Genomic DNA, 23,541 nt, shown 5'->3' with positions numbered 1-23,541 from the left:
CTCGTCGATAGCCACTGCTCGTCGATAGCCACTGGTGCCGGTGGTTATTGGTGCAGTGGTCATTGCTCGGCGGATGAACTTCTCGTCGGCAGCAAATTGCACGCCGGTGGCAGTTGCCTGGTGGTGGGCGGCACTCATCAATTTCCGATGTGCCGTTGAGGAACGCACCCCACCGCAGCAGCGGTCTACCCCGCTGGTTCGAAGCGCACCCACGCCAGCTCCAGCCTGTCGTTCGTCGGTCCGGCATAGCGGCTGAAGCGGCGGTCCGGCGCAGGATGCCGTTCGGGACGAGGCAGTGCACGAGTTGGCGCGGTTGACAACGGATCGACCGATTCGTCGGCGTCGTCACATGCAGATGCGTCGGCGCGGTGCATTCCGCCAAAGGGTGCGAAGAGCGGTCGGATTGGTCTGCCGTCCCGATCACAGAAGACGACGCCGTTCGGCCGGTCGGGATCGCCGACCATGCTGAAATCGCCTCGGTGATGGGCGTCGTGGTGTGGCCCGCACAGCATCAGCATCCGATCGACATCGGTACGTCCGCCATCGATCCAATGATCGAGGTGATGAGCTTCCAGGTGATGTCTGGCCAGGCAACCCGGGTAGCGACATCCGCGATCCCTGTCCTCCATCAGGCGTCGAGTTCGGTCGGGGACGATCCGTTGAGACCGGCCGACGCTGACGGGTCTGCCTTCGCTTTCCCAAATGGGTTGTATGTCGCCGTCGCAAATCAAGCGATCGCGAATCGTCGGTGGGATCGCCGCACCCCCACCGAGCCAGGAATGCCCATTGACGTCCAGATGCAGGTAGACGCGATAGCGACTGTTGCGGCTCGACTGTGGGGGCGCTCCGCTGTCGAGGGATCGTTGCGCCATCAGCAGGAGTGCATCAGCGAAAGTGGTTCGGCGCCAACGTTTTTCGTGGTTTCTTTGGTATGGCGCCCCGTTCTTGGGCTCGGAGGTTGCGGGTTCGACCGCAGCCGCCGTAGCCGGGGTCGAGTCCGGGTTCGGAGTCACGTCGACATCGCTAGAGAGCGCATGTGCCGAGGTTGTTGAGGTCGCCGAGGTTGTTGAGATGTCAGCATTTCGCGCGGTTGGTGACGTTGTCGCGGCTGGTCGGACTGAATCTGTCAGACGGAAGAGCGCGTCTTTCGCCTCCAGCAGAGCCTGCTCGACGAGCGCCCCGATGTCGGCAGGAGCGTCGTAGGTCAGCTTGAATCTTCCTTCCGCGTAACGCATTTCGAGACGGGGCGGGGCTGTTGCCGGATCGTCCGGTGGTGGTGCTTCCGACTCCGCGCTTTCAAGAGCCGCGGCCACTTTGTCCGGATCGGTGGCGTCGTCGGCCGGCAGGAAGGCGCCGGTCCGCGGTGCGGACGCACCTGACGCGTCAGCGAACGTCGGGTGTTCCGGTGCCGGGGTGCTATCGGCGGCCAATCTCGGGTCGGGCGATGTTGCCGTGGTGCTCGGGTCGTGTGGTGTGGTCGTGGTGCTCGGGTCGTGTGGTGTGGCGTGATCGCTCGGGCCGGCGGCAGCTTCGGGTTCTGACGAGTGTGCTTGTCGACGCGCTCGTGTCTCGGCGTAGAACGCGTACCGGCTGAGCGCGCGGCGTAGTTGCGTAACGGTTGCGAAAGAAGCGAACTCCGCCACATCGGCGTCAAACTCGGGAGGCGTGTATTTCGATACCACTGCGGCCTGGCCGAGCGTGAGTCGACCGTCGTCGATGAGCCGCGCCATGGTGGGCAGCTCATCTGACCGACGAGCAATCCGCACGATGTCGGAGGCGCTCGCCCAGGTGAGCCCGGCGAATGCGGTGAGCCAGTGTTCCGGCGAACGGATCCCGCCGCTGGACCACTCCTCGTCGCGAATCACCTGGCGCATCAACTGGATCAGCCGCGCATGACCGTCGTTGATCTGCCCGCACAGATGAGCCAGCTCGTCACGGGTTGAAGGAGTTGCTGATGTATCGAACATGTGTCCAGTACATCACCGACCACTGACAGCGTTTGCATTCCGACGTCGACACTGTGGATATCGCGGGCGAGTGCTGGCATGGATGGGTGGTGGCGTGATGGGTGGTGGCGTGGACGTGCGACGTGCGAGGCGGGTGATGCGAGGCGCGATGTACACGATCCGGGGTACGGGATGCATCTCAGTCGAAAAGCGTTGGTGTGACTGGCGGTTGGAACGCTGCGCGTACGAGCGAGCGGTGTGCCGGCACGATCGGCAGGCAGGCAGGCGTGCAGGCAAGCGGGCAGGCGGTTGCGAGATGCGGGACGTGACTCAGTCGAAAATCGTTGGTGTGACTGGCGGCTGGAACGCTGCGCGTACGAGCGAGCGGTGTGCCGGCACGATCGGCAGGCAGGCAGGCAGGCAGGCGGTTGCGAGATGCGGGACGTGACTCAGTCGAAAATCGTTGGTGTGACTGGCGGCTGGAGCGCTGCGCGCACGAGCGAGCGGTGTACCAGCACGATCGGCAGGCGGGCAGGCGGGCAGGCGGTTGCGAGATGCGGGACGTGACTCAGTCGAAAATCGTTGGTGTGACTGGCGGCTGGAACGCTGCGCGCACGAGCGAGCGGTGTGCCGGCACGATCGGCAGGCGGGTGACGTCGGCTTCGGTGAGCCAGGCGACCTCTGTCACCTCGTCGGACAAGCCAGCCGCGCCCCGCGCGACATGCGCTCGGAAGCACACGCCGAAGATGGCATTGCGGTTGCCGTCGGCATAGACCACCACGACATCCGGATTGCTGTAGGCGGCGAGCACTCCGTCGATCTCGACGTGCAGACCGGTCTCCTCGCGCACCTCCCGGACCGCAGCCTCCGACCAGGTCTCACCAGCGTCGACGCCGCCACCGGGAAGGCACCATAATCCGTTGTCCTCCCGGCGGGTCAGGAGCAGCCGGTCCCCGTCACGTATGGCGCACGATGCGCCCACCTTGATGCGAGATCCCGACCGCGCGACGCGGGGGCCGATCTCGACCTGTGTGCGCGGGCGGTGTCGCTCATAGGTGACGACAACCCAGCCGTCGTGCGATTCGCGCGACGCCTCCCGCCATACTGGCGAATCCGTGAACGGCCAGCCCGGGAACGTCGTGTCGCCCTCGGGTTCCAGGGGTATCTCGGACAACAGCATGCGGTCGGCGAGTCCGGCGAAGGCCTCCCATATCTGCGCGCCACCCGTCACGAACAAGTCGTCGTCGCCGGCAAGGAAGAGTGCCTCGTCCACCGAGTGCGCGACCTCGACGCCGTCCGCGGACCAGTCGGGATCGCGGGTCAGCACGATGTGCCTGCGGCCGGGCAACAGCCCGTGCGAGTCGAAGGTGCGCCGGCCCATCACCATGGGATGGCCCATGGTGGCGGCTTTGAACCCCTTCTGCTCGCCGGGGATCCGCCACGGCATCTGCCCGTCGCGACCCACGACGCCGTTGCGGGCGACCGCGGCGATGAAGGTGATCGTCATACTGCGATCGGGGCCTTGATAGAAGGTGCTGCGACATACCCCTCGAGTCGTACATCGGCTAGATCAAAGGCATCGATGTCGCGCACCTGCGGGTTGAGGACGAGCGTCGGCAGCGGTCCGGGGGAGCGGGTCAGCTGCAGCCGAGCCTGATCGACGTGGTTGAGGTAGAGGTGGGCATCACCGATGGTGTGCACGAACTCGCCGGGCACCAGGTCGGTGACCTGCGCGACCATCGCGGTCAGCAGCGCATACGACACGATGTTGAACGGCACGCCGAGGAAGATGTCGGCCGACCGTTGGTACAACTGGCAGGACAGACGCCGCCGGCCGTCCGGGGCGGTGTCGCCGACGTAGAACTGGAACATCGTGTGGCACGGCGGCAGCGCCATGTCGTCGACATCGGCGACATTCCACGCCGACACGATGTGCCGCCGGGAGTCCGGATTGCGACGCAGGCCATCGATCAGCCGGGCGATCTGGTCGACCGAACGGCCGTCGGGGGTCGGCCAGGACCGCCACTGGTGGCCGTAGATCGGCCCAAGGTCGCCATTTTCGTCGGCCCACTCGTCCCAGATCGTGATGCCGCGCTCGTGCAACCAAGCCACATTGGTGTCACCCCGCAGGAACCACAGCAACTCTCCGATGATCGAGCGCATGTGCAGCTTCTTGGTGGTCATCGCCGGGAAACCCGTCGCCAGGTCGAAGCGCATCTGATGCCCGAAAACCGACTTCGTGCCGGTGCCGGTGCGGTCTTCCTTTGTCACGCCGTCGGCCAGTACCCGCTCAAGCAGGTCGTGAAACTGCTTCATGGCGCCGACGCTATCAGCGGCGTCCGACAGGCTCAGTTGTATGACGCAGAGGCGTTGTATGAGCAGAGTCGTTGTATGACGCAGCGGCGTGGCGTGACGCGTCGCTCGCGCGACGCGGCACATGGATGGCGCAGCGTGGGTACGGTGCGACGAAGGGACGCCCTGACCACGAATGTGACACAGATCACATTCGAAGCTGTAACGCGGTGGCCACATCCCACGATGTACCTGCTGATCGCGTCGCCACCCGGACCCCCGAGCGGGTGGCGACGCGATTTTCATTGCCCGGCAGATAGCCTTCCCTCATGACCTCGACGCCTTTCGGCCGGATGATCACCGCGATGGTGACGCCCATGCACAGCGATGGTTCGATCGACTTCGACAGCCTGCAGCGCCTCGCGAGCCACCTGGCCGACAACGGCCACGACGGTCTGGTCGTCAACGGAACCACCGGCGAGTCGGCCACCACCACCGACCAGGAGAACATCGACACCGTCCGCGCGGTCGTCGAGGCCGTCGGTGACCGGGTGCGCGTCACTGCCGGAGTGGGCACCAATGACACCGCGCACTCCGTTGCGGCCGCCCAGGCCCTCGCCTCCGTCGGCGCGCACGCGGTCCTGATCGTCACGCCGTACTACAACAAGCCCACCCAGGACGGCGTCATCGCGCACTTCCGGGCTGTTGCACAGTCGACGGGTCTGCCCGCGATGGCCTACGACATACCGGGCCGCACCGGCACCGCCCTGGCGAGCGACACGATCCGGCGACTCGCCGAGATCGACGAGGTCGTCGCGGTCAAGGACGCCAAGGGCGACCTGTTCGCGGCGAGCGAACTGATGGCGCAGACCGGTCTGTTGTGGTTCTCCGGAGACGACCCGCTCAACCTCGCCTGGCTTGCACAGGGCGCATCCGGCCTCGTCAGCGTCGTCGGGCACGTCGCCGGACGGCAGTATGCCGAGCTGATCGCGGCCGTCGATCGTGGCGACCTGCAGCGCGCCCGCGAGATCCACACCGGGCTGATCCCGCTGGTCGATGCGCTGATGAACACCAGCCAGGGAGCGATCATGGCAAAGGCCGCGCTGCTCGAACTCGGCGTCATCGAGTCCGACTTCGTGCGGCTGCCGCTGCTGCCCGCCACCGACGAACACCGCGCGAAATTGCGCGCCGCGCTAGAGACCATCAAGTCATAGGAGAACTGTGAGTCATCCCCACCCCGAGCTCGGTCCGCCCCCACCCCTGCCGGAAGGCGGCGTCCGCGTCGTGCCGCTCGGTGGTCTGGGCGAGGTCGGTCGCAACATGACCGTGCTGGAGTACGCCGGGAAGCTGCTGATCGTCGACTGCGGCGTGCTCTTCCCCGAGGATCACCCAGGGGTCGACCTGATCCTGCCGGATTTCGAGTACATCCAGGATCGTCTCGACGACATCCAGGCCATCGTGCTCACACACGGCCACGAGGATCACATCGGCGCCGTGCCCTATCTGTTGCGGCTCAAGCCGGACATCCCGCTCATCGGATCCACCCTGACGCTGGCCCTGATCGAGGCCAAGCTCAAGGAGCACCGCATCACGCCATACACGCTGGGGGTCAAGGAGGGTCAGCGTGAGCAGGTCGGCGACTTCGACTGCGAGTTCGTCGCGGTCAACCACTCGATCCCCGACGCGCTCGCGGTCTGTGTGCGCACCCCCGGCGGCACCTTGCTGATCACCGGTGACTTCAAGATGGACCAGTTGCCGTTGGACGGCCGGATCACCGACCTGCGGTCCTTCGCGCGGATCGGCGAGGAAGGCGTCGACCTGTTCCTCACCGACTCCACCAACGCAGAGGTGCCCGGATTCACCACCCCGGAACGCGACATCACGCCGGCCATCGAGCGGGTCTTCCAGCAGGCGCAGCGCCGGATCATCGTGGCCTGTTTCTCCTCCCACGTGCACCGCGTGCAACAGGTGATGGATGCGGCATACAAACACCACCGCAAGGTCGCGCTGGTCGGCCGGTCGATGGTGCGCAACATGACGATCGCCCGCGACCTGGGTTATCTCGCCGTGCCGGACGGCGTGCTCGTCGACGTCAAGAAGCTGGACGACCTGGCCGACGACAAGATCGTGCTCGTCTGCACCGGTTCGCAGGGCGAGCCGATGGCGGCACTGTCACGTATGGCGAATCGCGATCACCGCATCGACGTCGGTGACGGCGACACGATCCTGATGGCGTCCTCACTGATTCCGGGCAACGAGAACGCCGTCTACCGCGTGATCAACGGGCTGATGCGCCTCGGCGCCAAGGTCGTGCACAAGGGCAACGCGCTGGTGCACGTCTCCGGCCATGCCAGCGCGGGGGAGTTGCTCTACTGCTACAACATCGTCCGTCCCAAGAACGTCATGCCGATCCACGGTGAATGGCGGCATCTCGTCGCCAATGCCGACCTCGCGGTGCAGACGGGGGTGGCGCGTGAGCGCGTCGTGCTCGCCGAGGACGGCGTCGTGGTCGACCTGGTCGACGGCAAGGCGTCGATCGCCGGTGCCGTGCCGTGTGGGTACGTGTATGTCGACGGCTCTCTCGTCGGGACGACCGACGAGACGATGCTCAAGGACCGCCGCATCCTGCGCGACGAAGGCTTCGTGACGATCATCGTCGTGCGTGACGCAGCAACCGGAAAGCTCGCCGCGGGTCCGGAGATCCAAACCCGCGGATTCGCCGAGGACGAGGCCGTTTTCGACGCGGTGCGCCCCAAGCTGGAAGCCGCCCTCGACGAAGCGCGCGAGAAGGGCATCACCGACAGCTACCAGTTGCAGCAGGTGATCCGGCGCGCTGTCGGTGGATTCGTCGGCGGCAAGTTGCGCCGTCGCCCGATGATCATCCCGATCGTCATCGACGCGTGATCCGGCTGCACGCCTCGAACTGAGCCGAGCACGTATGACGAAGGCCGTCCTTCCCGTGCGGGGAAGGACGGCCTTCTGTCGTTCACGGCCGGTCGTTCAGAGCCTGTCGTTCACGGCGGTTCGTTCAGAGCCTGTCGTTTACGTTTTGTCGTGACCGGACGCGATCAGGTCATTCGTGACCGGACGCGATCAGGTCGGACGCGATCAGGCAGGCAGCTGCAGGTGCTGGCCCACGAAGATCAGGTTCGGGTTGTTGACCGTGCCCTTGTTGGCTGCGAACAATGCCTGCCATCCGCCCGACACGTGATAAGTCTGTGCCAGCCCGCTGAGGGTGTCGCCGGCCTTGACGGTGAGCGTCTTGCCGGACAGCTCGACCTTGGTGGTCGCGCGTGCGCTGGACTCGCTCTTGCGCACCGTCGTGGACTTCTTCGGTGCCGAGTAGGTCTGCTGCTTCGGCGTCGCGGTGCCGGCCGGCGGTGTGTAGCCCGAACCCGAGCCGTTGCTGCGGGTCAGACCGGCGCGAACCGAGCAGACCGGCCAGGCGCCGGGGCCCTGGGAGGCCAAAACACGCTCGGCGATCGCGATCTGCTGCGACGGGGTGGCCAGGTTGGCGTTGGAGGCGTAGGCGCCGCCGCCGAAGCCGATCCAGGTCGAGTGCGTGAACTGCAGGCCACCGTAGAAGCCGTTGCCGGTGTTGATGGACCAGTTGCCACCGCTCTCGCACTGCGCGACCGCATTCCAGACACTGCCGGACGCGGCGTGGGCGTCGCCCGCGGTCGCCAGGCCGGTCGCTCCGACGACTGCTGCGCCGGCAACCCCGATGCCGATGATGCGGGTCTTGGTGGACGTGTTGGTGCTGAGGTTCATTGGTTCCTCTCCTGACGTGCGCATACGGGGTTAGCTGTCGGGTCGGGCTGTCAGGTGCCCGGCAGGTGTGTGGCCTGCTCTCACCCCAAGGCCGAATTCACGGCCGAATTGGGTTCCCCATCCTCGTCGTGCCTCCGGGACCATCCCGGATCTGCGGTGGCTGCTCGACGAGGCTGTGCGCAGCGAGCCACTTGGCATGGCGAGGTCGCATGGATGCGATACCCGCCAGTGGTCGTTTCGTCAAGGGCGACGAAAGGATGACCACCGAGAATCGAAGGTACGTGGTTATCGGCCGGATGCCAAGTTCAACCGTGACCTTTCCGTGATCTTTGCGGCAGCTGTCGATGAAATCCCAGTCAGCGCCGTATGCCGGTGAATGTTGTTGCGTACGTGACCTGTTGGGGCTTACGAGGTCAGTGGTGAAGGCGAGGTTCCGCTGTCACCAGGGGCGGGGTTCGCTCAGGTCGCGGGGGTCGGCCGGTGCGGTCCAGCCGGCGTCGGTGTGGACATAGGACAGCTCGGGGCCTTGCGTCACCAGCCGACGCACCCCCTCGATCAGTCGCGTCACGTGCTCGGCTGTCGTTGCCAGGCCGATGCTCGCGCGCACCGCCGACTGGCCCTGACCGATGATCGCGTCACACAGCAGGTGTGCGCAGAAGCGGCCGTCGCGCACCGCAATGGCGTACTCGTCGGCCAGAACCTGCGAGACCAGCCCGGGCTCGATGCCGTCGATGGTGAAGGTCACGACCCCCACGCCGGGCCGGTCGGGGCCGAGTGCGTGCACGAGGGTGACGCCGTCGATGTTTGCAAGGCCCTCGCGCAGGGTCTGCTGCAGTGAGCGCTCGTGTTCCTGCACGATCTCGCGGCGTGCGCTCAATGCCGCGCAGGCGGCGGCGATCGCGATCGCGCCCACTGCGTTCGGAGTGCCGCCTTCGTGGCGGGCGGGCCCGGTGTGCCAGTGATTGTGCCGGGCGGTCACTGCGGCCGTGGCGCCACCCGCCGGCAGGTATGGCGTGGCCGCGTCGAGCCAGTCGCGTTGTCCGGCGAGCACGCCTGCGCCATACGGTGCGTAGAGCTTGTGGCCGGAGAACGCGACCCAGTCGACGCCGAGGTCGGTCAGGTCGATGGGCCGGTGCGGTGCCAGCTGTGCGGCATCGAGCACTGTGCGAGCGCCGAATTCCTTTGCCACTGCGACGAGTTCGGCGATAGGCCAGATCTCACCCGTGACATTGCACGCTCCGGTGATGGCGACCAGCACGTGGCGCCCATCGGTGGCGGCTAGGGCGGAGCGCAGCAACTCGACGGCGTCGGCCGCGCTCGACGGCACCGGCAGGCGGGTGGTCTGGTGGGCCACCCAGGGCAACAACGCCGCGTGGTGTGCGGACTCCCAGGCGATGACCTGCGTGCGACGCGGCAGACAGTGCGACAACAGCCGCAGCGCATCGGTCGTGTTACGGGTGAAGATGACCTCGTCGCCCTCGCGCGCTCCGACGAATCGGGCGACCTCCTCGCGAGCCTGCTCGAACCAGCCGGTCGTGACGCGGCTGGCGTATCCGGCGCCGCGGTGCACCGAGCCGTAGCGGCGCTGCACCTGCTCGACGGCCTGGGCGACGGATTCGAGGGCAGGGGTGGTCGCGGCATGGTCGAAGTTGGCGTAGTCGGTGACCGTGCGGTGCACGGTGGGGACGCCGAGTTCGTGGGAGACGGTGCGCGGCAGCGCCGACGACGACAGCTTGCCCGAGACGCGTCCGGTCGACGGGATCGGCGACGGGATCGGCGACGAGGAATGCCCGCTCGTGGTAGATGTCTGCGCCGGTGCGGAAGGCGCCGTGCCCGAGGGCGCGATGGTGAGCCGCCGCGGCTGAGCGGGGGTGCGCGACTGGACGGTGTCGGTGGCGTCGGTGGTGTCGCTGGTGCCGGTGGTGTCGATGTCGGCGACGTTCGTGCGGAGAGACTGGGCGATGCTCATGGCGTGCTCCTTGCCGGTCGAGGGACCAGCACGGCATCGCCAGTAATTGCCGTCGTGGTCCGCGCTTGCCGGCGGCGTTGGTGCCGTCGGCCCGGTCGTCACCCGGAGCACCCCACCGCGGAGGAGGGTTGCCGCTCAGCCAGCCGGGGCTTGACGCTGAGACTCGTGACCTGCGAGAGACCATAGCCGGAGCTCGCGAGCGGCCTCCAGTCCATGGGACAGCGATCTCGTCATACGAGACCGTCCCGGGCATCCTTGGGGGCATCCTGGGGGTGTCCCTTCGTGCGACCGCCATCTCGTCACATGAGACCTGCGGCGGCATCCTGGGACAGTCCATCGACATGCCCATGCACGTATCGCGACATGCGCATGCAGATGCACGCCGGCGGGCCGCTCAGATTCCCCTCGAACGGGCTCCGGCGTGTGACACCTGTGACGGGCGGTGACTCGCGTACGGTGCTTTCGTGGCTACCCGTCCGTCATCCAGCACGTCCACCGCGCGCGCGACCCGCAATCCGAAGTCGTCCAGCGGCTCGGGCGCGCGATCGCGGCCGGCGTCGGGACGCACCTCGACCCGTCCTCCGGCGAAGAAGGCGGCTGCCCCCAAGGCTCGCGGCGGAGCGAAGCCGGCCGGTGGCGGTCTGTCTCTGCCGATGCGCGCCGCCCGCGGCACCTGGTTGGGCGTCGCCCACGTCGCCGGGGGAGCAGCCCGTAGCGTTGGTCACTCAGCGAGAGACCTCGAGCCCGAACTGCGTCGCGACGGGCTCGGTTTCGGGCTCATCGCCGCCGCGGTCGTGATTGCCGCTCGCGAGTGGTGGGGCCTGGCTGGCCCTGTCGGCGGCGTCATCCACTCCGTGGTCGCGGGGACCTTCGGGCTCGGCGCGCTCGTGCTCCCGCTGGTGTTGCTGCTCATCGGCATCCATCTCATGCGTTCCCCGCGCGGGCATCACGCCACCAACCGGGTGTTGCTCGGTCTGGCGATGTTCGCGGTCTCGGTGTGCGGAATCACCAGTGTTGCCAAGGGAATTCCGCAACCGTCCGATGGTGCTGCGTTGCGCAGAGCCGGCGGCATCGTGGGATTCATGGCGTCCAGCCCAGTGGTCGCGGCCGTGCACGACCTCGGCGCGATCGTGCTTCTGCTGCTGCTGGGTGTTTTCAGCCTCCTCGTCATGACCGCGACGCCGGTGCGGCTCATCCCCGCCCGGGTGCGGCAGGTGCGTGGGCGACTGTTCGGTGAGCACGGGTTGTCGGAATACGACGAGTATGACGACGAGCCCTTCGACGCGGTGGCCGCCGACGTGCACGGCGCCGACATCGACGGCGACCGTCCCAAGCGTCGTCGCCGCTCGGCCAAGGGCGCCGACGCGCCCGGCCTCGACGGTGACGAAGCCTTCGAACAGGCCGCGACCGTCGTGCCCCGCAAGACGCGTGGTGGGCGAATCCTGCGCCCGGGTGAGCGTGCGCCGGTCAACGACGTCTACGACGTGGCGGCAGATCTCGCCTCGGCGGGCGCCGGACAGGCCGCAGCCGGTGCCACCGGCGCGGACCGTCGACCTGGCCTGCCACCGACCACCGCCATACCGTCCGGTGGTGCCGCCGCAACCGCAGCGGGCGACTCCAACCGCCTTCCCGGGACCGACGAGTCGCTGGCGAGCCCCGACATACCGAAGAAGGTCGGACCCAAACCTGCGCTCGAAGCCCCGCCGACGGCCGTCCTGCCGCCGCGCGTCGAGCAACTGCAGCTCGCCGGAGACGTGACCTACACGCTGCCCGGAGCCGATCTGCTGGCGCCCGGCACTCCGCACAAGACCAGGTCCGCCGCCAACGACCGGGTCGTGCAGGCGCTGACCGACACCCTGGAATCCTTCGACGTCGACGCCCAGGTGACCGGCTTCACCCGCGGTCCGACCGTCACGCGCTACGAGGTCGAACTCGGCGCCGGCACCAAGGTCGAGCGCGTGACGGCACTGTCCAAGAACATCTCGTATGCCGTGGCATCGGCCGACGTGCGTATCCTCAGCCCGATTCCCGGCAAATCGGCGATCGGCATCGAGATCCCCAACACCGACCGCGAGAAGGTCAGCCTCGGCGACGTGCTGCGCAGCCAGGCTGCCCGCGGCAACGAACATCCGATGGTGATGGGCGTCGGCAAGGACGTCGAGGGTGGCTACGTCATCGCCAACCTGGCCAAGATGCCGCACCTGCTGGTCGCCGGCGCGACCGGCGCCGGTAAGTCCAGCTTCGTCAACTCGATGATCACCTCGATCCTCATGCGCTCCACGCCCGAGGAGGTCCGCATGGTGCTGGTCGACCCCAAGCGGGTCGAACTCACCGGTTACGAAGGAATCCCGCACCTGATCACCCCGATCATCACCAACCCCAAGAAGGCCGCCGAGGCGCTGCAGTGGGTCGTGCGCGAGATGGACACCAGGTATGACGACCTGGCGGCCTTCGGGTTCAAGCACATCGACGACTTCAACAAGGCGGTGCGCGCGGGCAAGGTGACACCGCCGCCGGGGTCGCAGCGGCAGATGGTCCCGTACCCCTACCTGCTGGTCATCGTCGACGAGCTCGCCGACCTGATGATGGTCGCGCCGCGCGACGTCGAGGAGTCGATCGTCCGCATCACCCAGTTGGCGCGCGCGGCCGGAATCCACCTCGTGCTGGCGACGCAGCGACCGTCCGTCGACGTCGTGACCGGTCTGATCAAGGCCAACGTCCCGTCCCGTATGGCGTTTGCGACGTCCTCGCTGGCGGACTCGCGCGTCGTGCTCGACCAGCCTGGCGCCGAGAAGCTCATCGGGCAGGGCGATGCGCTCTTCCTGCCGATGGGCGCCTCCAAGCCGATGCGCGTGCAGGGCGCCTGGGTCACCGAGACCGAGGTGCAGGAGGTCGTCGCCCACGTCAAGGAGCAGTTGAAGCCCAACTACCGCGACGACGTGACGGTCACCGCTGCCAAGAAGGAGATCGACGAGGACATCGGCGACGACCTCGACCTGCTGCTGCAGGCCGCCGAACTCGTCATCCGCAGCCAGTTCGGCTCGACGTCGATGCTGCAGCGCAAGCTGCGGGTTGGTTTCGCCAAGGCCGGCCGGTTGATGGACCTCATGGAGAGCCGCGGCATCGTCGGCCCGTCCGAGGGGTCGAAGGCGCGCGACGTGCTGGTCAAACCCGACGACATCGACGTGACGCTCGCTCTGCTGCGGGGCGACGAGGTGCCCGACCAGCCGTATGACGCGGCTCTGGACGGCACCGACGCGTCGGACGAGGATGGCGGCGAAGACGCCTGGCAATTGACCGACCGTCGCGAATGAACCGTTCGCGCTGACCGCACCCGCCCGAGGAGCACGACCACTCGTGACCGACGATTTCGACCACACGCAGGAGTTGCCGCCGGGTTCGGCGGGAGGCGGGTACGCAGCCGGTCAGTCCGGCAGGGGCTACAACGGTGGTCGTGCTCCGGTGGGCCCCGGCTCGGCAGGCTCTTGGCCGTCCGGATTCGGTCAGCCCGATGCCGACTCACGAGGCGCCGGCTCACCTGATGCGGGGCCGGCCGGTCCCGTGGGACGAAGCGACGGATTCAGCGCTGCGGGTGACGCACCGCCTCCGCGACAGGGTTATGTGCAGCCTGGATCTGCAACAGTGGCAGCGGAGTTCGCTGGTGGAGGTCGAGGCTCGAGCGGGTTCTCGGTGGCCATCGTGGGCGCCGTGGTCGCAACTGTCCTGGTTGCTGCAAGCGCGTTCGTGGGCAATCAGATCGATGCGTCGAAGGACTCGCCCACGTCGGCTCCGGCGATCGTCAAGCGGTGGCTCACAGTGCTGCCGTGGCCGTGGGGTAGCGATCTGCGGGATAGTTGGCAGACCGGGTTCATCGTCGGTGTGATCGTCGTACTCGTCGTGTCATTCCTCGTACTGCTGCCGGCGGCGATGTCCATCAAGACCGGTGGAGGCGCCTTCGCTCTGTTCCTTTCGGGCTGGATGGCGACGGTCATTGCAGGTGCGGTTGTTGCGATGGTGTCCGACTGGGCGGTGAACGACTGGATCTGGGTCGGCGGCTATGTTCGATACGACGTGTCGTCGGGGGCGACTTGGGGACTGGCCACCGGCTGGATCGTCGGGCTGGTCACTGCCTTTGCACAGAGCTCTCGCCGGAACAGATGACGTCAGCCGCGCCGGTGTTTCGGTCTGCTCAGTGAGTCCGTCTGGTCAGGGAGCCCATCTACTCAAGGAGCCCGGCCGCGGTCGCTGATCGACACCGAGGGGTGCACAGCTCAGGCTGCGAGATGACCCCAGTCGTCGGCGAGGTGCCGCCACGGCCCTTCCGCTGCCACCTGGCCGTCGACGAGGACGACCACCCGGTCGGCGAGGTCGAGCGCGGCCGCCTTCGATGTCGACCCGAGCACGGTGGTGCCACGGCTGCGCAACGCCTGCCACAGCTCGAGCTCGGTGGCGGCGTCCAGCGCGCTCGACACGTCGTCGGCGAGCAGCAGTTCCGCGTCGGCGGCAAGCGCTCGTGCCAGTGCGAGTCGTTGCACCTGACCGCCGGACAGGCGCACCCCGCGATGCCCGACGAGTGAGTCGGCACCACCCGCGTCGGCGATGTCGACTGCCAGCCGTGCGTCGGCGATGGCGCGGTCGGTGCTGCGGTCGTGGTCGAGGCGGATGTTGTCGGCGAAGGTGCCCGACAGCACGCGCGGCACCTGGCTGACGTGCGCCACCTGTCCCGGGCGCAGGAAGAGCTGTGGATCGTCGATGTCGACGTCGTTCCAGCTCAGACCACCGGTGTGACCGATCAGACCTGCCAGCGCGCTCAGCAGACTGGATTTGCCCGAGCCGACCTGCCCGACCAGCAACACCAACTCACCGCGTTGCACGGTCAGATCGACGCCCTCGACACCGATCGTGCCGTCGTCGTGGATCGCGCTGAGGTCGTGCAGCTGCAGCCGGTCGAGGCGGGTGCGCGGCGCGACCGCCGGAGCGGGGGCGATGCCGGCCACCAGATCGACACCCGCCGGCAACGCCATCAGATCGGCGCCACCAGCGAACTGCGAGGTGGCCAGTTGCCAGGCTCGGGCTCCCGGAGCGCGGGTGATGACCTTGCCTGCGGTCTCGCCGAACCAGCCGAAGCCGGACACCGCACTGCTCACCAGCAGGGCGGTCGCGATGTCCCACCCACCGCGCAGGTAGATCGTCCAGGCGGCGACCACGCCGCCCTGCACCATGAGGTTCGGTATCGCCGACAGCACGGCGGCGACCCGGTGCTCGCGCACCGCCGCATCGACCCGGCCGCCGTCGACCTGGCGCAGGTGCTCGTGGATGGCGGGCATCGCGGCTGCCAGCTTGATCGTGCGCACGCAGTCCAGTGCCGACACCAGGGCCCGGCCGAAGTTTGCGCGGGAGGTCGACGCGGCAGCCGCCGACCGGCCCGAGACACCACGACCGATGAGGGAGGCCAGCATCGCACCGACCATGACGGCCAACAGGACCCCACCGGCTGCGATCGTGCCGCCGAGCACCGATGTCACCGCGATCACCAGTACCCCGGTGAACACGTCGACCCAGTTGTCGGCATACGACGCGAACCGGTCCGAGTCGAGGGCCCGTCCGACGATCTCGCCGGCGGGCCGTCGCGGCAGGCGGTGCTGACCGGTCTGGCCCACGAGCACCTGCATCCGGCTGCGCAACAGCACCGCGATCCACCACTGCGGGTAGAGCACAACGGCAATGCTGATCAGCAGAGGTCCGATGAGCAGCGAGCCGACCAGGCCGATCATCAACCACATGCCGGTGCGGTCCAGGTGCGGCGACACGGTGAGATCCTGCACAACCTTGCCCCACAGGAAGCCGCTGAGCGCGCCCAGCGATCCGGTGACGGCGCTGATCGAGAACAACACGATCGACCCGACGCACCAGCGCGGATGCATGCGCAGCGCGCTCCACACGCCACGGGCCAGCGACGGCCCTGGCGGCACCTCGATCGCCGGCGGAGGCGGACCCTGGCGACGCACCGCACCGATCGAGGTCGCCGCAGGTGCACCATCGGACGATGCCGCGACCGAACGGGCGCTGCCTGAAGGCGCACCGTCGTTACCTGTGCCCATGGTCGCAGCCGTGGCATCGGCGTGCTCGCTGAGCGGTGCGTCCTGCGCGCTGCTCGCGGCGTCGAGCAGATCGCGGAACGGCCCCGGTCGGCTGGCGAGTTCTTCGCGCGGTCCGTGCTGGATGACGCGTCCGTGCTCCAGCACCGCGACCGACTGCGCTCGTTCGGTGGTGGAGAGGCGGTGCGCCACCACGATGCCGGTGCGCCCGGTGAGCAGCCGGTCTGCGGCGGCCACCACGCGTCGCTCGGTGAGGGGGTCCATGCGGGCGGTCGCCTCGTCGAGGATCACGACCTTGACGTCGCGCACGAGAAGCCGCGCGAACGCGACCAGTTGTTCCTCGCCGGCGGAGATGCTCAGCCCACCCGGTCCGAGTGGGGTGTCAAGGCCCTCGGGCAGCCCGCGGACCCAGTCGCCCAGGGCCAACTGGTCGATCGCGGCCTCGATCTGCGGTCGCGGGAACGGCTCGAAGAGGGTGATGTTCTCGGCGAGAGTGCCGGCCAGAATCTCGGTGCGTTGGGTGACGACACCCACGGCGGCACGCAACTGCTGCAGGTCGAGGTCGAGCACGTCGCTGTCGCCGAGTCGGACCGTGCCGCGCCGCGGCTCCATGGTGCGGGTGATCAGCGACGCCAGAGTGGACTTGCCCGATCCGCTGCGCCCGACCAGAGCGCAGGTGCTGCCCGCAGGTATGTCGATGTCGATGTCGTGCAGGCCGAACGTGCCTTCCGCATAAGCGAATTCGAGGTGATCGAACCGCAGGCCGACCTGCCCGGAGGGCACCGGCCGTCCGCCGACCGGCTCCGCGGGGACGCTGAGCAGCTGGCGCAACCGGATGATTGCTCCGACCCCCGCTTGCAGATCGGGCAGCTACCGGCTGGCCTGGTCGACCTGCCCGACGAACAGCGTCGCGGCCAGGAAGACAGTGACCAATTCGGACACCGACATACCACCCGAGGACACCATGCCGACGCCGATGATGACGGTGGCGACCAGCAGACAGTGCAGCATCAGACCGGAGCGTCGCACCGTGCGGCCCTCGAGGATGACGACGTCGGCGAAGCGCCGGTGGATGAGTGCGGACAACGTCGCCAGCCGACGGATGGCGTGAGCCTGGCCAAGGCTGGTGCGCAGGTCGTCGCGACCGGCGACGGCTTCCTCGAGAGCGGCAGCGTGATCGGTCCAGGCAGCTTCTTCGAGCACCTTGCGGAGGCCGATCTCGCGCAGTGGTCCGCGGATCAGCACGAAGGTCAGCACTGCCGCGATCGGGAACAGCACCCAGGCCGGCCACCACGAGACACCGGCGACGACATACAACGCAGGGACGGCGAAGACCGTCTGCGCCAGCCGCCAGAAGATCTCGCGGCTGAGGTTGCCCAGCTCGTGGGTGTCGTCGTCGACCCGGTCGAGGATCTCGCCGACGGCCTGCTCGGTCAGTGCCTCGACCGGCTGGCGCATCGTCGCGGTGAGCAGGTCGGTGCGCAGACCACCCTCGGCCCGGTCGACGACCCCGGCCCAGATGAGCCGCCCGACGGCGTCGAGCACGCCGGAACCGAGCAGGCAGGCCGCCAGCAGACCGACGAGTGCAGCGGTGGCGTGATCGGCCAGCCAGCCGGCCACCACCGTGCCGAACGCCTGGCCCAGGGCGGCGATCAGCGATGCGGTCATGGCGACGGCGCTGGCAGTGCCCTTCAGCCGCCGCCAGTCCAGCGGTCGCACCGGATCGGCAGCAGCAGCACCCTGATCGGCGGCACTGCCGGTGGGGCGGGTCGCGTCGTCGGTGATCAGGGAGTTCATCAGGCGCCACGGTAGTCACGCCTGCTGACACTGCGCATCTGATTTCCCGGCGCTGCCCGGCGCTGCCCGGCGAGCTTCGAACGCCCCGAGCAGATCAGGCTGAGGCAGGCACCTTGGCTGAGCGCTTGTAGGCATGCGGGTCGGTGCGGTGTGAGGTCTCGGTGAGCGCGAGACCACTGGTTTCCGGCGCCCACGCCACGCACATGACACCGCCGAGCACCGAAACGATGCCCAGGATGATCAGCACGACAGGAGTGCCGAAGGTGTCGTTCACCCACGGCAGCCCGAACGTGCCGATGGCCGCGGCGATCCGGCTGACCGAGCTGGAGAAGCCGACCCCGGACGCGCGCACGGAGCTGGGGAAGACCTCCTCCGGGTAGATGCCGGTCGTGATGCTCATGACACCGTAAGAGAACAGGTAGCCGAAGTAGGCGAGCACGCCGATCGCCGTGGGTAGTTGCTGGTATGCCGCGGCGAGCAGCAGGAAGAAGCCGCAGATGAACATCGGCGGGATGATCATGGCTCGCCGACCGACCCGGTCGATCAGTCGCCACGAGAGCAGTGCGCCGACCAACGCCGTGAGAGTGCCGAGCAGGGCGCCCAGCAGTGACTGGTCACCCAGGCCCAGTGAGCGCAGGATCGTCGGCCCGAAGAACGTGAGTGCGAAGTAGGGCATCACGATCGCACTCCACGACAGCGAGGCGAACAGCGTGCGCCGGATGTACTCGGCGGAGAAGAGCACCCTGTAGTCGGTGTCCTCGACAGTCTCCTCAAGCAGGTCGCCTGGGCTGCGCAGGTCGAGTTCCTCGGTGTAGATATCGACAGCCTCTTGCTCACGTCCCTTGCTGACCAGCCAGCGCGGCGACTCCGGCAGACCGTGCCGGACGACCAACGAGATCAGCGCCGGCACGATGCTGCAGCCGAGAATGACGCGCCACCAGGTGGGTTCGTAGGTGTTGATCAGGTAGCCGATGAGATAAGCCACGACGTAGCCGACGTTCCAGTTGATCTCCAGCAGGCCCAGGAAGTGGCCACGGTTCTTGGACTGGGAGAATTCGCCGAGCAACGGCGAACCGATCGAATAGTCTGCGCCGACTGCCAGCCCCATGAGGACACCGAGCACGAAGACCTGCCAGGCGGCGGTCACGAAGAACAACAGCAGCGCGCAGGTGGAGAACAGGATCAGGTCGAAGGTGAACATCGGTCGCCGACCGATCCGGTCGGTGATGTAGCCCAGGACCAGCCCGCCGAAGAAGGTGCCGATCAGCACCGACGCCGAGATCGCCTGATCCCAGAATCCGGTCACACCGAGAGCTTCGTGGGCCTTGCCGGCCATCGCGGCGGCGAAAGTCGCAAACACGAATCCGTCGATGAACATCCCGCCGCCGGTGGCGAAGGTCAGCCGTCGCAGAAAGTGTCTCGACTTCGGTGTCAGTGGTGCGTCGTGGTCAGGACGCTGTCCGTGTCCTCGCATCCCGTGTGCTCGCATCATCGTGCTCCTCGCCGCCTACGCCGGCAAAGGCCGAAAGGCCTGCGGCGCCAGGCTTTTCGTCGTCTACGCCGCGGCGTATGACGGGACGCCGCGACCTGGCGCTCGTGCGCTGGTGCAGCCTTCCACGTTACATCGGCGTGCTATCGAGCGACCTGCGGGACCTCACCGGCTGGCGGGAAGGTCGTGCGACAGCAGAATCCGATGCTGCGAAAACCTCGGTTTGACGCCGGAAGGCAGCACAGATGCACAGCGGTGTGGAACAAAGCCACGGTCCGTGACGGAGCGTGATTCAGTGCTGAGGTCGGCGCTCGGTGGTGCCGGTGAGCAGGCGATAGCCGATGCCCGGGTCGGTCACCAGGTAGCGAGGGTGCGCCGGATCTGGTTCCAGCTTGCGGCGCAGGCCACCGGCATACACCCGCAGGTAGTGCGTCTCCTTCTCATAGCCCGCGCCCCACACCTCGCGCAGCAGGTCGGCCTGGGTGACCAAGTGGCCGGGCTGGACCGCCAGGGCCTCCAGGAAGTGCCACTCGGTCGGAGTCAGCCGCACCTGCACCCCGTCGCGTATGGCGATCCGCTCGGCGAAGTCGAGCGCGAAATCCGGGGTGTGTATGGCGGGAGCATGACTGGTCGCCGGCGTGTGGCGCCGGACGGCGGCGCGCACGCGCGCGAGCAGTTCGTCCATGCCGAACGGCTTGGTGACGTAGTCGTCGGCGCCGCAGTCCAGTGCCTCGACCTTGTCGTCGGAGTCGTGACGTGCGGACAGCACGATGATCGGCACCTCGCTGGTGGCACGCACCCGCCGGATCACTTCGACGCCGTCGATGTCCGGCAGGCCGAGGTCGAGCACGATCACGTCGGGGCAGTCCTCGGCGATGCTCTGCAAGGCGCTGCGGCCGTCGAAGGCGTGCTCGACCTGGTAGTCGCGGGCGCGCAGATTGATGCTCAGGGTGCGCACCAGGCTCGGCTCGTCGTCGACGACCAGTACCTTCGTCACGGTGAAACTCCTTGATCTTCGGCGGAATTCAGATCGGAGTCGCCCTGCAGCAAGGCAGTCCGGTGCGGGTCGTCGGAGGGCAACTGGATGCACATCGTCAGACCGCCGCCGGGAGTGTCCTCCGCGGTCAGTGTGCCGTCCATCGCCTCGGTCAGTCCTTTCGCCACGGCCAGGCCGAGTCCGACGCCGTTGCCGCGGGGACTGTCGCCATACCTCTGGAACGGGGCGAAGATGCCGGTGCGTTCGTTCTCCGGCACGCCCGGACCGCGGTCGATCACGCGAATCTGGACGACGCTGCCGAGCCGTTCGGCGGCGACGACCACCTCCTGCCGGCCGGGGGAGTAGCGCAGCGCGTTCTCGACCAGGTTGGCGACGACACGTTCGGTCAGTCCCGGATCGGCGCGGCAGCTGATGTGCGGGTCGGGTACCCACACGCGCACCCGTCGCGGTTCGCTGACGGTGTGCAGGGTCGCCGACAGCAGGTCCGCCACCTGCAGGTCATCGGTGCGGGCGGTGATGTTGCCCGAACTGATCCGCGACATGTCGAGCAGGTTCTCGATGAGCGAGTCGAGCCGGTCGGCGGACTCCTCGACGGTTTCGAGCAACTCGCCCTGGTCGGCCGGCGTGAGCTGAATGTCGGTGCTGCGCAGGCTCGAGACGCCCGCCTTGATGGCGGCAAGGGGTGTGCGCAGATCATGGGACACCGCCGCAAGCAAGGCGGCCCGGGAACGGTTGTCCTTGGCCAGCGAGGACGCGGCTGCGGCCTGCTTGGCCAACTCGTTGCGCCGCAGGATCGCGGTGGCAACGCTCGCGTAGGCCTCGACCAGCCGGCGCTGGTTCGCCTCGGCGACATCGCCGGAGATGACCAACTGGTGGGTGTCGTCGACGGGTGCCCGCGTCAGATGGGCACCCGGCTGATCCAGCGGTACGGCGCCGCTGACGATGACGGCCTCGCCGAGACTGCCGGATGTGGTGGTGCGCACCAGCGCTGCACCACTCGCGCCGAAGATGTCGCGCGCCTGGTCCAGAAGCGCGGGTAGCTGGTCCTGGACCGCGAGCAATGAGTGCGTGAGTTCGGCGAGAACTCGCGAATCTCGTTCGGCGACAACGGCTTGCGCGGTGCGTCGAGCGGTCAGGTGAACCACCGAGGCAACCGATGCCGCTACGACGATGAACACCAGGAGCGCGACGGCGTTCTGCGGCTGATTGATCGTCAGCGTGCCGACGGGAGGCGTGAAGAACCAGTTCAGGGCCAGGCTGGCCAGCACCGCGGCGGCCAGCGCCGGCCACAGGCCTCCGACGATGGCGGTGATCACGGTGAAGGCCAGGTAGAGCAGCACCTCCAACGGCAACGAGTGCCAGTGCCGGCTGAGGTCCAGCAAGGCGGTGAACACCGCGAGCCCGACCGTCGCCAGCAGCCATCCGGCAATGGTGCGTTCTCGGCCGAGTCCGGACCAGTCGCGCATCGGCGTCCGCCCGCCATGTGCAAGAGCGTGGGTGACCATGAGCACGTCGATGTCCCCGGATCCGTCGACGACGGTGTCGCCGACGCCGCGGCCGAGCAGTCGCTGCCAACGACGTCGCCGGCTCGCGCCGACGATGATCTGCGAGGCGTTGACGCCGCGGGCGAACTCGAGGATGGCCTCACCGACGTCGTTGCCGGTGACCGTGTGCATCGATCCACCGAGCTCCTCGGTGAGCTGTCGCGCCGACGTCGCCAGCTCCGGTGGCACATCACGCAATCCGGTGTCCGGAACCACTTGGACGGCATACAGCTCGCCACCGGCGCCGCGGGCCGCGATGCGAGCTCCACGGCGCAAGAGGGTCTCCTGCTCGGGGCCACCGGTCAGGGCGACCACGACACGCTCACGCACCGGCCAGGTCGAGCTGATGTCGTGATCGTCGCGATAGTCGGCGAGCGCCTCCTCGACGCGGTCGGCCATCCACAGCAGCGCCAATTCGCGCAGGGCGGACAGGTTGCCGACCCGAAAGTAGTTGCTGAGCGCAGCGTCGACCTTCTCTGCGGCGTACACATTGCCGTGGGCCAGCCGGCGGCGTAGTGCCTCCGGGCTCATGTCGACCAGTTCGATCTGGTCGGCCGAGCGGACCACGGCGTCGGGGACGGTCTCGCGCTGGCGGATCCCGGTGATCTGGGTGACCGCGTCGTTGAGCGATTCCAGGTGTTGCACGTTGACCGTCGAAACCACGTCGATGCCGGCGGCGAGAAGCTGGTCGATGTCCTCCCAGCGACGTTCGTGCTCCGAGCCGGCGGCATTGCGGTGCGCGAGCTCGTCGACGAGCACGACGTCGGGTCGGCGCCGCAGCACCGACTCGACATCGAGTTCGAACAGGTGGGCCCCGCTCTGCACCACTTCGCGGCGGGGGAGCACCTCGAGGCCGTCGAGCTGTTCGACGGTGTACTCACGGCCGTGCGTCTCGACCAGGCCGACGACGACGTCGGTGCCACGTTCCTGTCGTCGTCGGCCCTCCTGCAACATCTTGACTGTCTTGCCGACACCGGGAGCGGCGCCGAGGTAGATACGAAGACGGCCGCGCGACATACGTCGATTGTGCTGCCTCGGGGCCACTTCGGTGTCGTCCGGGCTCATTACTGCAGCTTCTGCAGCGCCAGATTCAACTCGAGGAAGTTGACTCGCGGGTCGCCGAGGAACCCGGCGTCGCGGCCCTGGGTGTATTCGCTGATCAGGTGCTCGACAACCGCGAGGCTCAGGCCGCGGGCCTTGGCGACACGAGGGGCCTGCAGCTGGGCGTAGGCGGGGGAGATGTCGGGATCGAGGCCGCTCGCGCTCTCGGTGAGCGCGTCGGGCGGAATCTTCCCACCCAGCGAGCTCAACGCGGCTCTGCGTTGAGCAACCGCCTGCTGCTGGCGTTTGTCGTCCTCAGGCAGGTTGGAGCCGCCGCTGGCGTTGCCGGCGTAGTTCGAGGCGGACGCACGGCCCTGGAACCACTGCGGACCGGTGAACTGCTGTCCCAGCAGCGACGATCCGACGACCTTGCCGTCACGGGTGATCAGCGAGCCGGTTGCCTGGGAGTGGAACGCGATGCGTCCAACACCCCAGACGGCCGCCGGGTAGATCACGCCGACCAGCACGGTCAGCACCACGAAGATCCGCAGTGCCGCGAACGACTGGCGGCCGATGGAGAGCGATGAAGTGGACATG

Annotated in this window: 15 protein-coding genes and 2 riboswitches; of the genes, 4 read left to right on the top strand and 11 right to left on the bottom strand. The window is 67.6% G+C overall.

Annotated features, from left to right (window positions below):
* Nucleotides 1–185 precede the first annotated feature (185 nt).
* The 3 genes from BKA23_RS10825 to BKA23_RS10815 form a co-directional block, all read right to left on the bottom strand.
* Nucleotides 186–1,967, bottom strand: a complete 1,782-nt coding sequence (locus BKA23_RS10825; RefSeq protein ID WP_145227899.1) for an HNH endonuclease signature motif containing protein — start codon at nt 1,965–1,967, stop codon at nt 186–188.
* Nucleotides 1,968–2,514: 547 nt separating this feature from the next.
* The gene (locus BKA23_RS17660) at nt 2,515–3,453 is read right to left on the bottom strand and encodes a dihydrofolate reductase (RefSeq protein ID WP_170226464.1); all 939 of its coding nucleotides are present in this window, start codon (nt 3,451–3,453) and stop codon (nt 2,515–2,517) included.
* Nucleotides 3,450–4,262 (bottom strand): thymidylate synthase, encoded by an 813-nt coding sequence (locus tag BKA23_RS10815; RefSeq protein ID WP_145227897.1) that lies wholly within the window; start codon nt 4,260–4,262, stop codon nt 3,450–3,452. Before BKA23_RS10815 ends, BKA23_RS17660 begins: the two co-directional genes overlap by 4 nt.
* Nucleotides 4,263–4,567: 305 nt before the next feature.
* Here BKA23_RS10815 and dapA point away from each other — a divergent pair, with 305 nt between their 5' ends.
* Nucleotides 4,568–5,452, top strand: a complete 885-nt coding sequence (gene dapA, locus BKA23_RS10810) for a 4-hydroxy-tetrahydrodipicolinate synthase (RefSeq protein WP_145227895.1) — start codon at nt 4,568–4,570, stop codon at nt 5,450–5,452.
* Nucleotides 5,453–5,459: 7 nt separating this feature from the next.
* Nucleotides 5,460–7,142, top strand: a complete 1,683-nt coding sequence (locus tag BKA23_RS10805) for a ribonuclease J (RefSeq protein ID WP_145227893.1) — start codon at nt 5,460–5,462, stop codon at nt 7,140–7,142.
* A 204-nt stretch (nt 7,143–7,346) separates the two neighbouring features.
* On the opposite strand, the gene BKA23_RS10800 is transcribed toward BKA23_RS10805, so the two are convergent.
* Both BKA23_RS10800 and BKA23_RS10795 read right to left on the bottom strand, forming a co-directional pair.
* The gene (locus BKA23_RS10800) at nt 7,347–8,009 is read right to left on the bottom strand and encodes a LysM peptidoglycan-binding domain-containing protein (RefSeq protein WP_170226463.1); all 663 of its coding nucleotides are present in this window, start codon (nt 8,007–8,009) and stop codon (nt 7,347–7,349) included.
* Nucleotides 8,010–8,013: 4 nt separating this feature from the next.
* A riboswitch (cyclic di-AMP (ydaO/yuaA leader) is annotated at nt 8,014–8,175 on the bottom strand.
* Between the two features lie 273 nt (nt 8,176–8,448).
* Nucleotides 8,449–9,978: an aminotransferase class V-fold PLP-dependent enzyme gene (locus BKA23_RS10795; protein ID WP_145227889.1), complete on the bottom strand. Its 1,530-nt coding sequence runs from the start codon at nt 9,976–9,978 to the stop codon at nt 8,449–8,451.
* Nucleotides 9,979–10,034: 56 nt separating this feature from the next.
* Nucleotides 10,035–10,149, bottom strand: a riboswitch (SAM riboswitch).
* A gap of 293 nt (nt 10,150–10,442) precedes the next feature.
* On the opposite strand from BKA23_RS10795, the gene BKA23_RS10790 reads away from it, so the two are divergent.
* Both BKA23_RS10790 and BKA23_RS10785 read left to right on the top strand, forming a co-directional pair.
* Nucleotides 10,443–13,292 (top strand): DNA translocase FtsK, encoded by a 2,850-nt coding sequence (locus BKA23_RS10790; RefSeq protein WP_425473764.1) that lies wholly within the window; start codon nt 10,443–10,445, stop codon nt 13,290–13,292.
* A gap of 43 nt (nt 13,293–13,335) precedes the next feature.
* Nucleotides 13,336–14,139, top strand: coding sequence for a hypothetical protein (locus BKA23_RS10785; RefSeq protein WP_145227887.1), 804 nt, complete (start codon nt 13,336–13,338; stop codon nt 14,137–14,139).
* A 110-nt stretch (nt 14,140–14,249) separates the two neighbouring features.
* Here BKA23_RS10785 and BKA23_RS10780 read toward each other — a convergent pair whose 3' ends face one another.
* The 6 genes from BKA23_RS10780 to kdpC form a co-directional block, all read right to left on the bottom strand.
* Nucleotides 14,250–16,907, bottom strand: a complete 2,658-nt coding sequence (locus tag BKA23_RS10780) for an ATP-binding cassette domain-containing protein (RefSeq protein WP_246104575.1) — start codon at nt 16,905–16,907, stop codon at nt 14,250–14,252.
* 39 nt (nt 16,908–16,946) lie between these two features.
* Nucleotides 16,947–17,873, bottom strand: a complete 927-nt coding sequence (locus BKA23_RS18005) for an ABC transporter transmembrane domain-containing protein (protein ID WP_246104574.1) — start codon at nt 17,871–17,873, stop codon at nt 16,947–16,949.
* Nucleotides 17,874–17,967: 94 nt separating this feature from the next.
* A complete protein-coding gene (locus BKA23_RS10775; protein ID WP_145227885.1) occupies nt 17,968–19,365 on the bottom strand; it encodes an MFS transporter in 1,398 nt (465 codons plus the stop codon).
* Between the two features lie 289 nt (nt 19,366–19,654).
* Entirely contained in the window at nt 19,655–20,359 is a 705-nt protein-coding gene (locus BKA23_RS10770) for a response regulator (protein ID WP_145227883.1), read from the bottom strand.
* Nucleotides 20,356–22,920, bottom strand: a complete 2,565-nt coding sequence (locus tag BKA23_RS10765; RefSeq protein WP_145227881.1) for a DUF4118 domain-containing protein — start codon at nt 22,918–22,920, stop codon at nt 20,356–20,358. The genes BKA23_RS10770 and BKA23_RS10765 overlap by 4 nt, the downstream gene beginning before the upstream one ends.
* Nucleotides 22,921–22,967: 47 nt before the next feature.
* On the bottom strand, nt 22,968–23,540 hold the full coding sequence (gene kdpC, locus BKA23_RS10760; RefSeq protein ID WP_145227879.1) for a potassium-transporting ATPase subunit KdpC: 573 nt from the start codon (nt 23,538–23,540) through the stop codon (nt 22,968–22,970).
* Nucleotide 23,541 lies beyond the last annotated feature (1 nt).

The organism is Rudaeicoccus suwonensis (genome assembly GCF_007829035.1).
In the GTDB taxonomy this organism is placed as follows: Bacteria; Actinomycetota; Actinomycetes; order Actinomycetales; family Dermatophilaceae; genus Rudaeicoccus; species Rudaeicoccus suwonensis.
This window is presented reverse-complemented; position numbering and strand designations above follow the sequence as displayed.

Bases quoted from the DNA above. Each gene is read 5' to 3' on its own strand.
- BKA23_RS17660 (WP_170226464.1), bottom strand. From the start codon at position 3,453: ATGACGATCACCTTCATCGCCGCGGTCGCCCGCAACGGCGTCGTGGGT.
- BKA23_RS10765 (WP_145227881.1), bottom strand. From the start codon at position 22,920: ATGTCGCGCGGCCGTCTTCGTATCTACCTCGGCGCCGCTCCCGGTGTC.
- BKA23_RS18005 (WP_246104574.1), bottom strand. From the start codon at position 17,873: ATGAACTCCCTGATCACCGACGACGCGACCCGCCCCACCGGCAGTGCC.
- BKA23_RS10775 (WP_145227885.1), bottom strand. From the start codon at position 19,365: ATGATGCGAGCACACGGGATGCGAGGACACGGACAGCGTCCTGACCAC.
- dapA (WP_145227895.1), top strand. From the start codon at position 4,568: ATGACCTCGACGCCTTTCGGCCGGATGATCACCGCGATGGTGACGCCC.
- kdpC (WP_145227879.1), bottom strand. From the start codon at position 23,540: ATGTCCACTTCATCGCTCTCCATCGGCCGCCAGTCGTTCGCGGCACTG.
- BKA23_RS10815 (WP_145227897.1), bottom strand. From the start codon at position 4,262: ATGAAGCAGTTTCACGACCTGCTTGAGCGGGTACTGGCCGACGGCGTG.
- BKA23_RS10825 (WP_145227899.1), bottom strand. From the start codon at position 1,967: ATGTTCGATACATCAGCAACTCCTTCAACCCGTGACGAGCTGGCTCAT.
- BKA23_RS10800 (WP_170226463.1), bottom strand. From the start codon at position 8,009: ATGAACCTCAGCACCAACACGTCCACCAAGACCCGCATCATCGGCATC.
- BKA23_RS10795 (WP_145227889.1), bottom strand. From the start codon at position 9,978: ATGAGCATCGCCCAGTCTCTCCGCACGAACGTCGCCGACATCGACACC.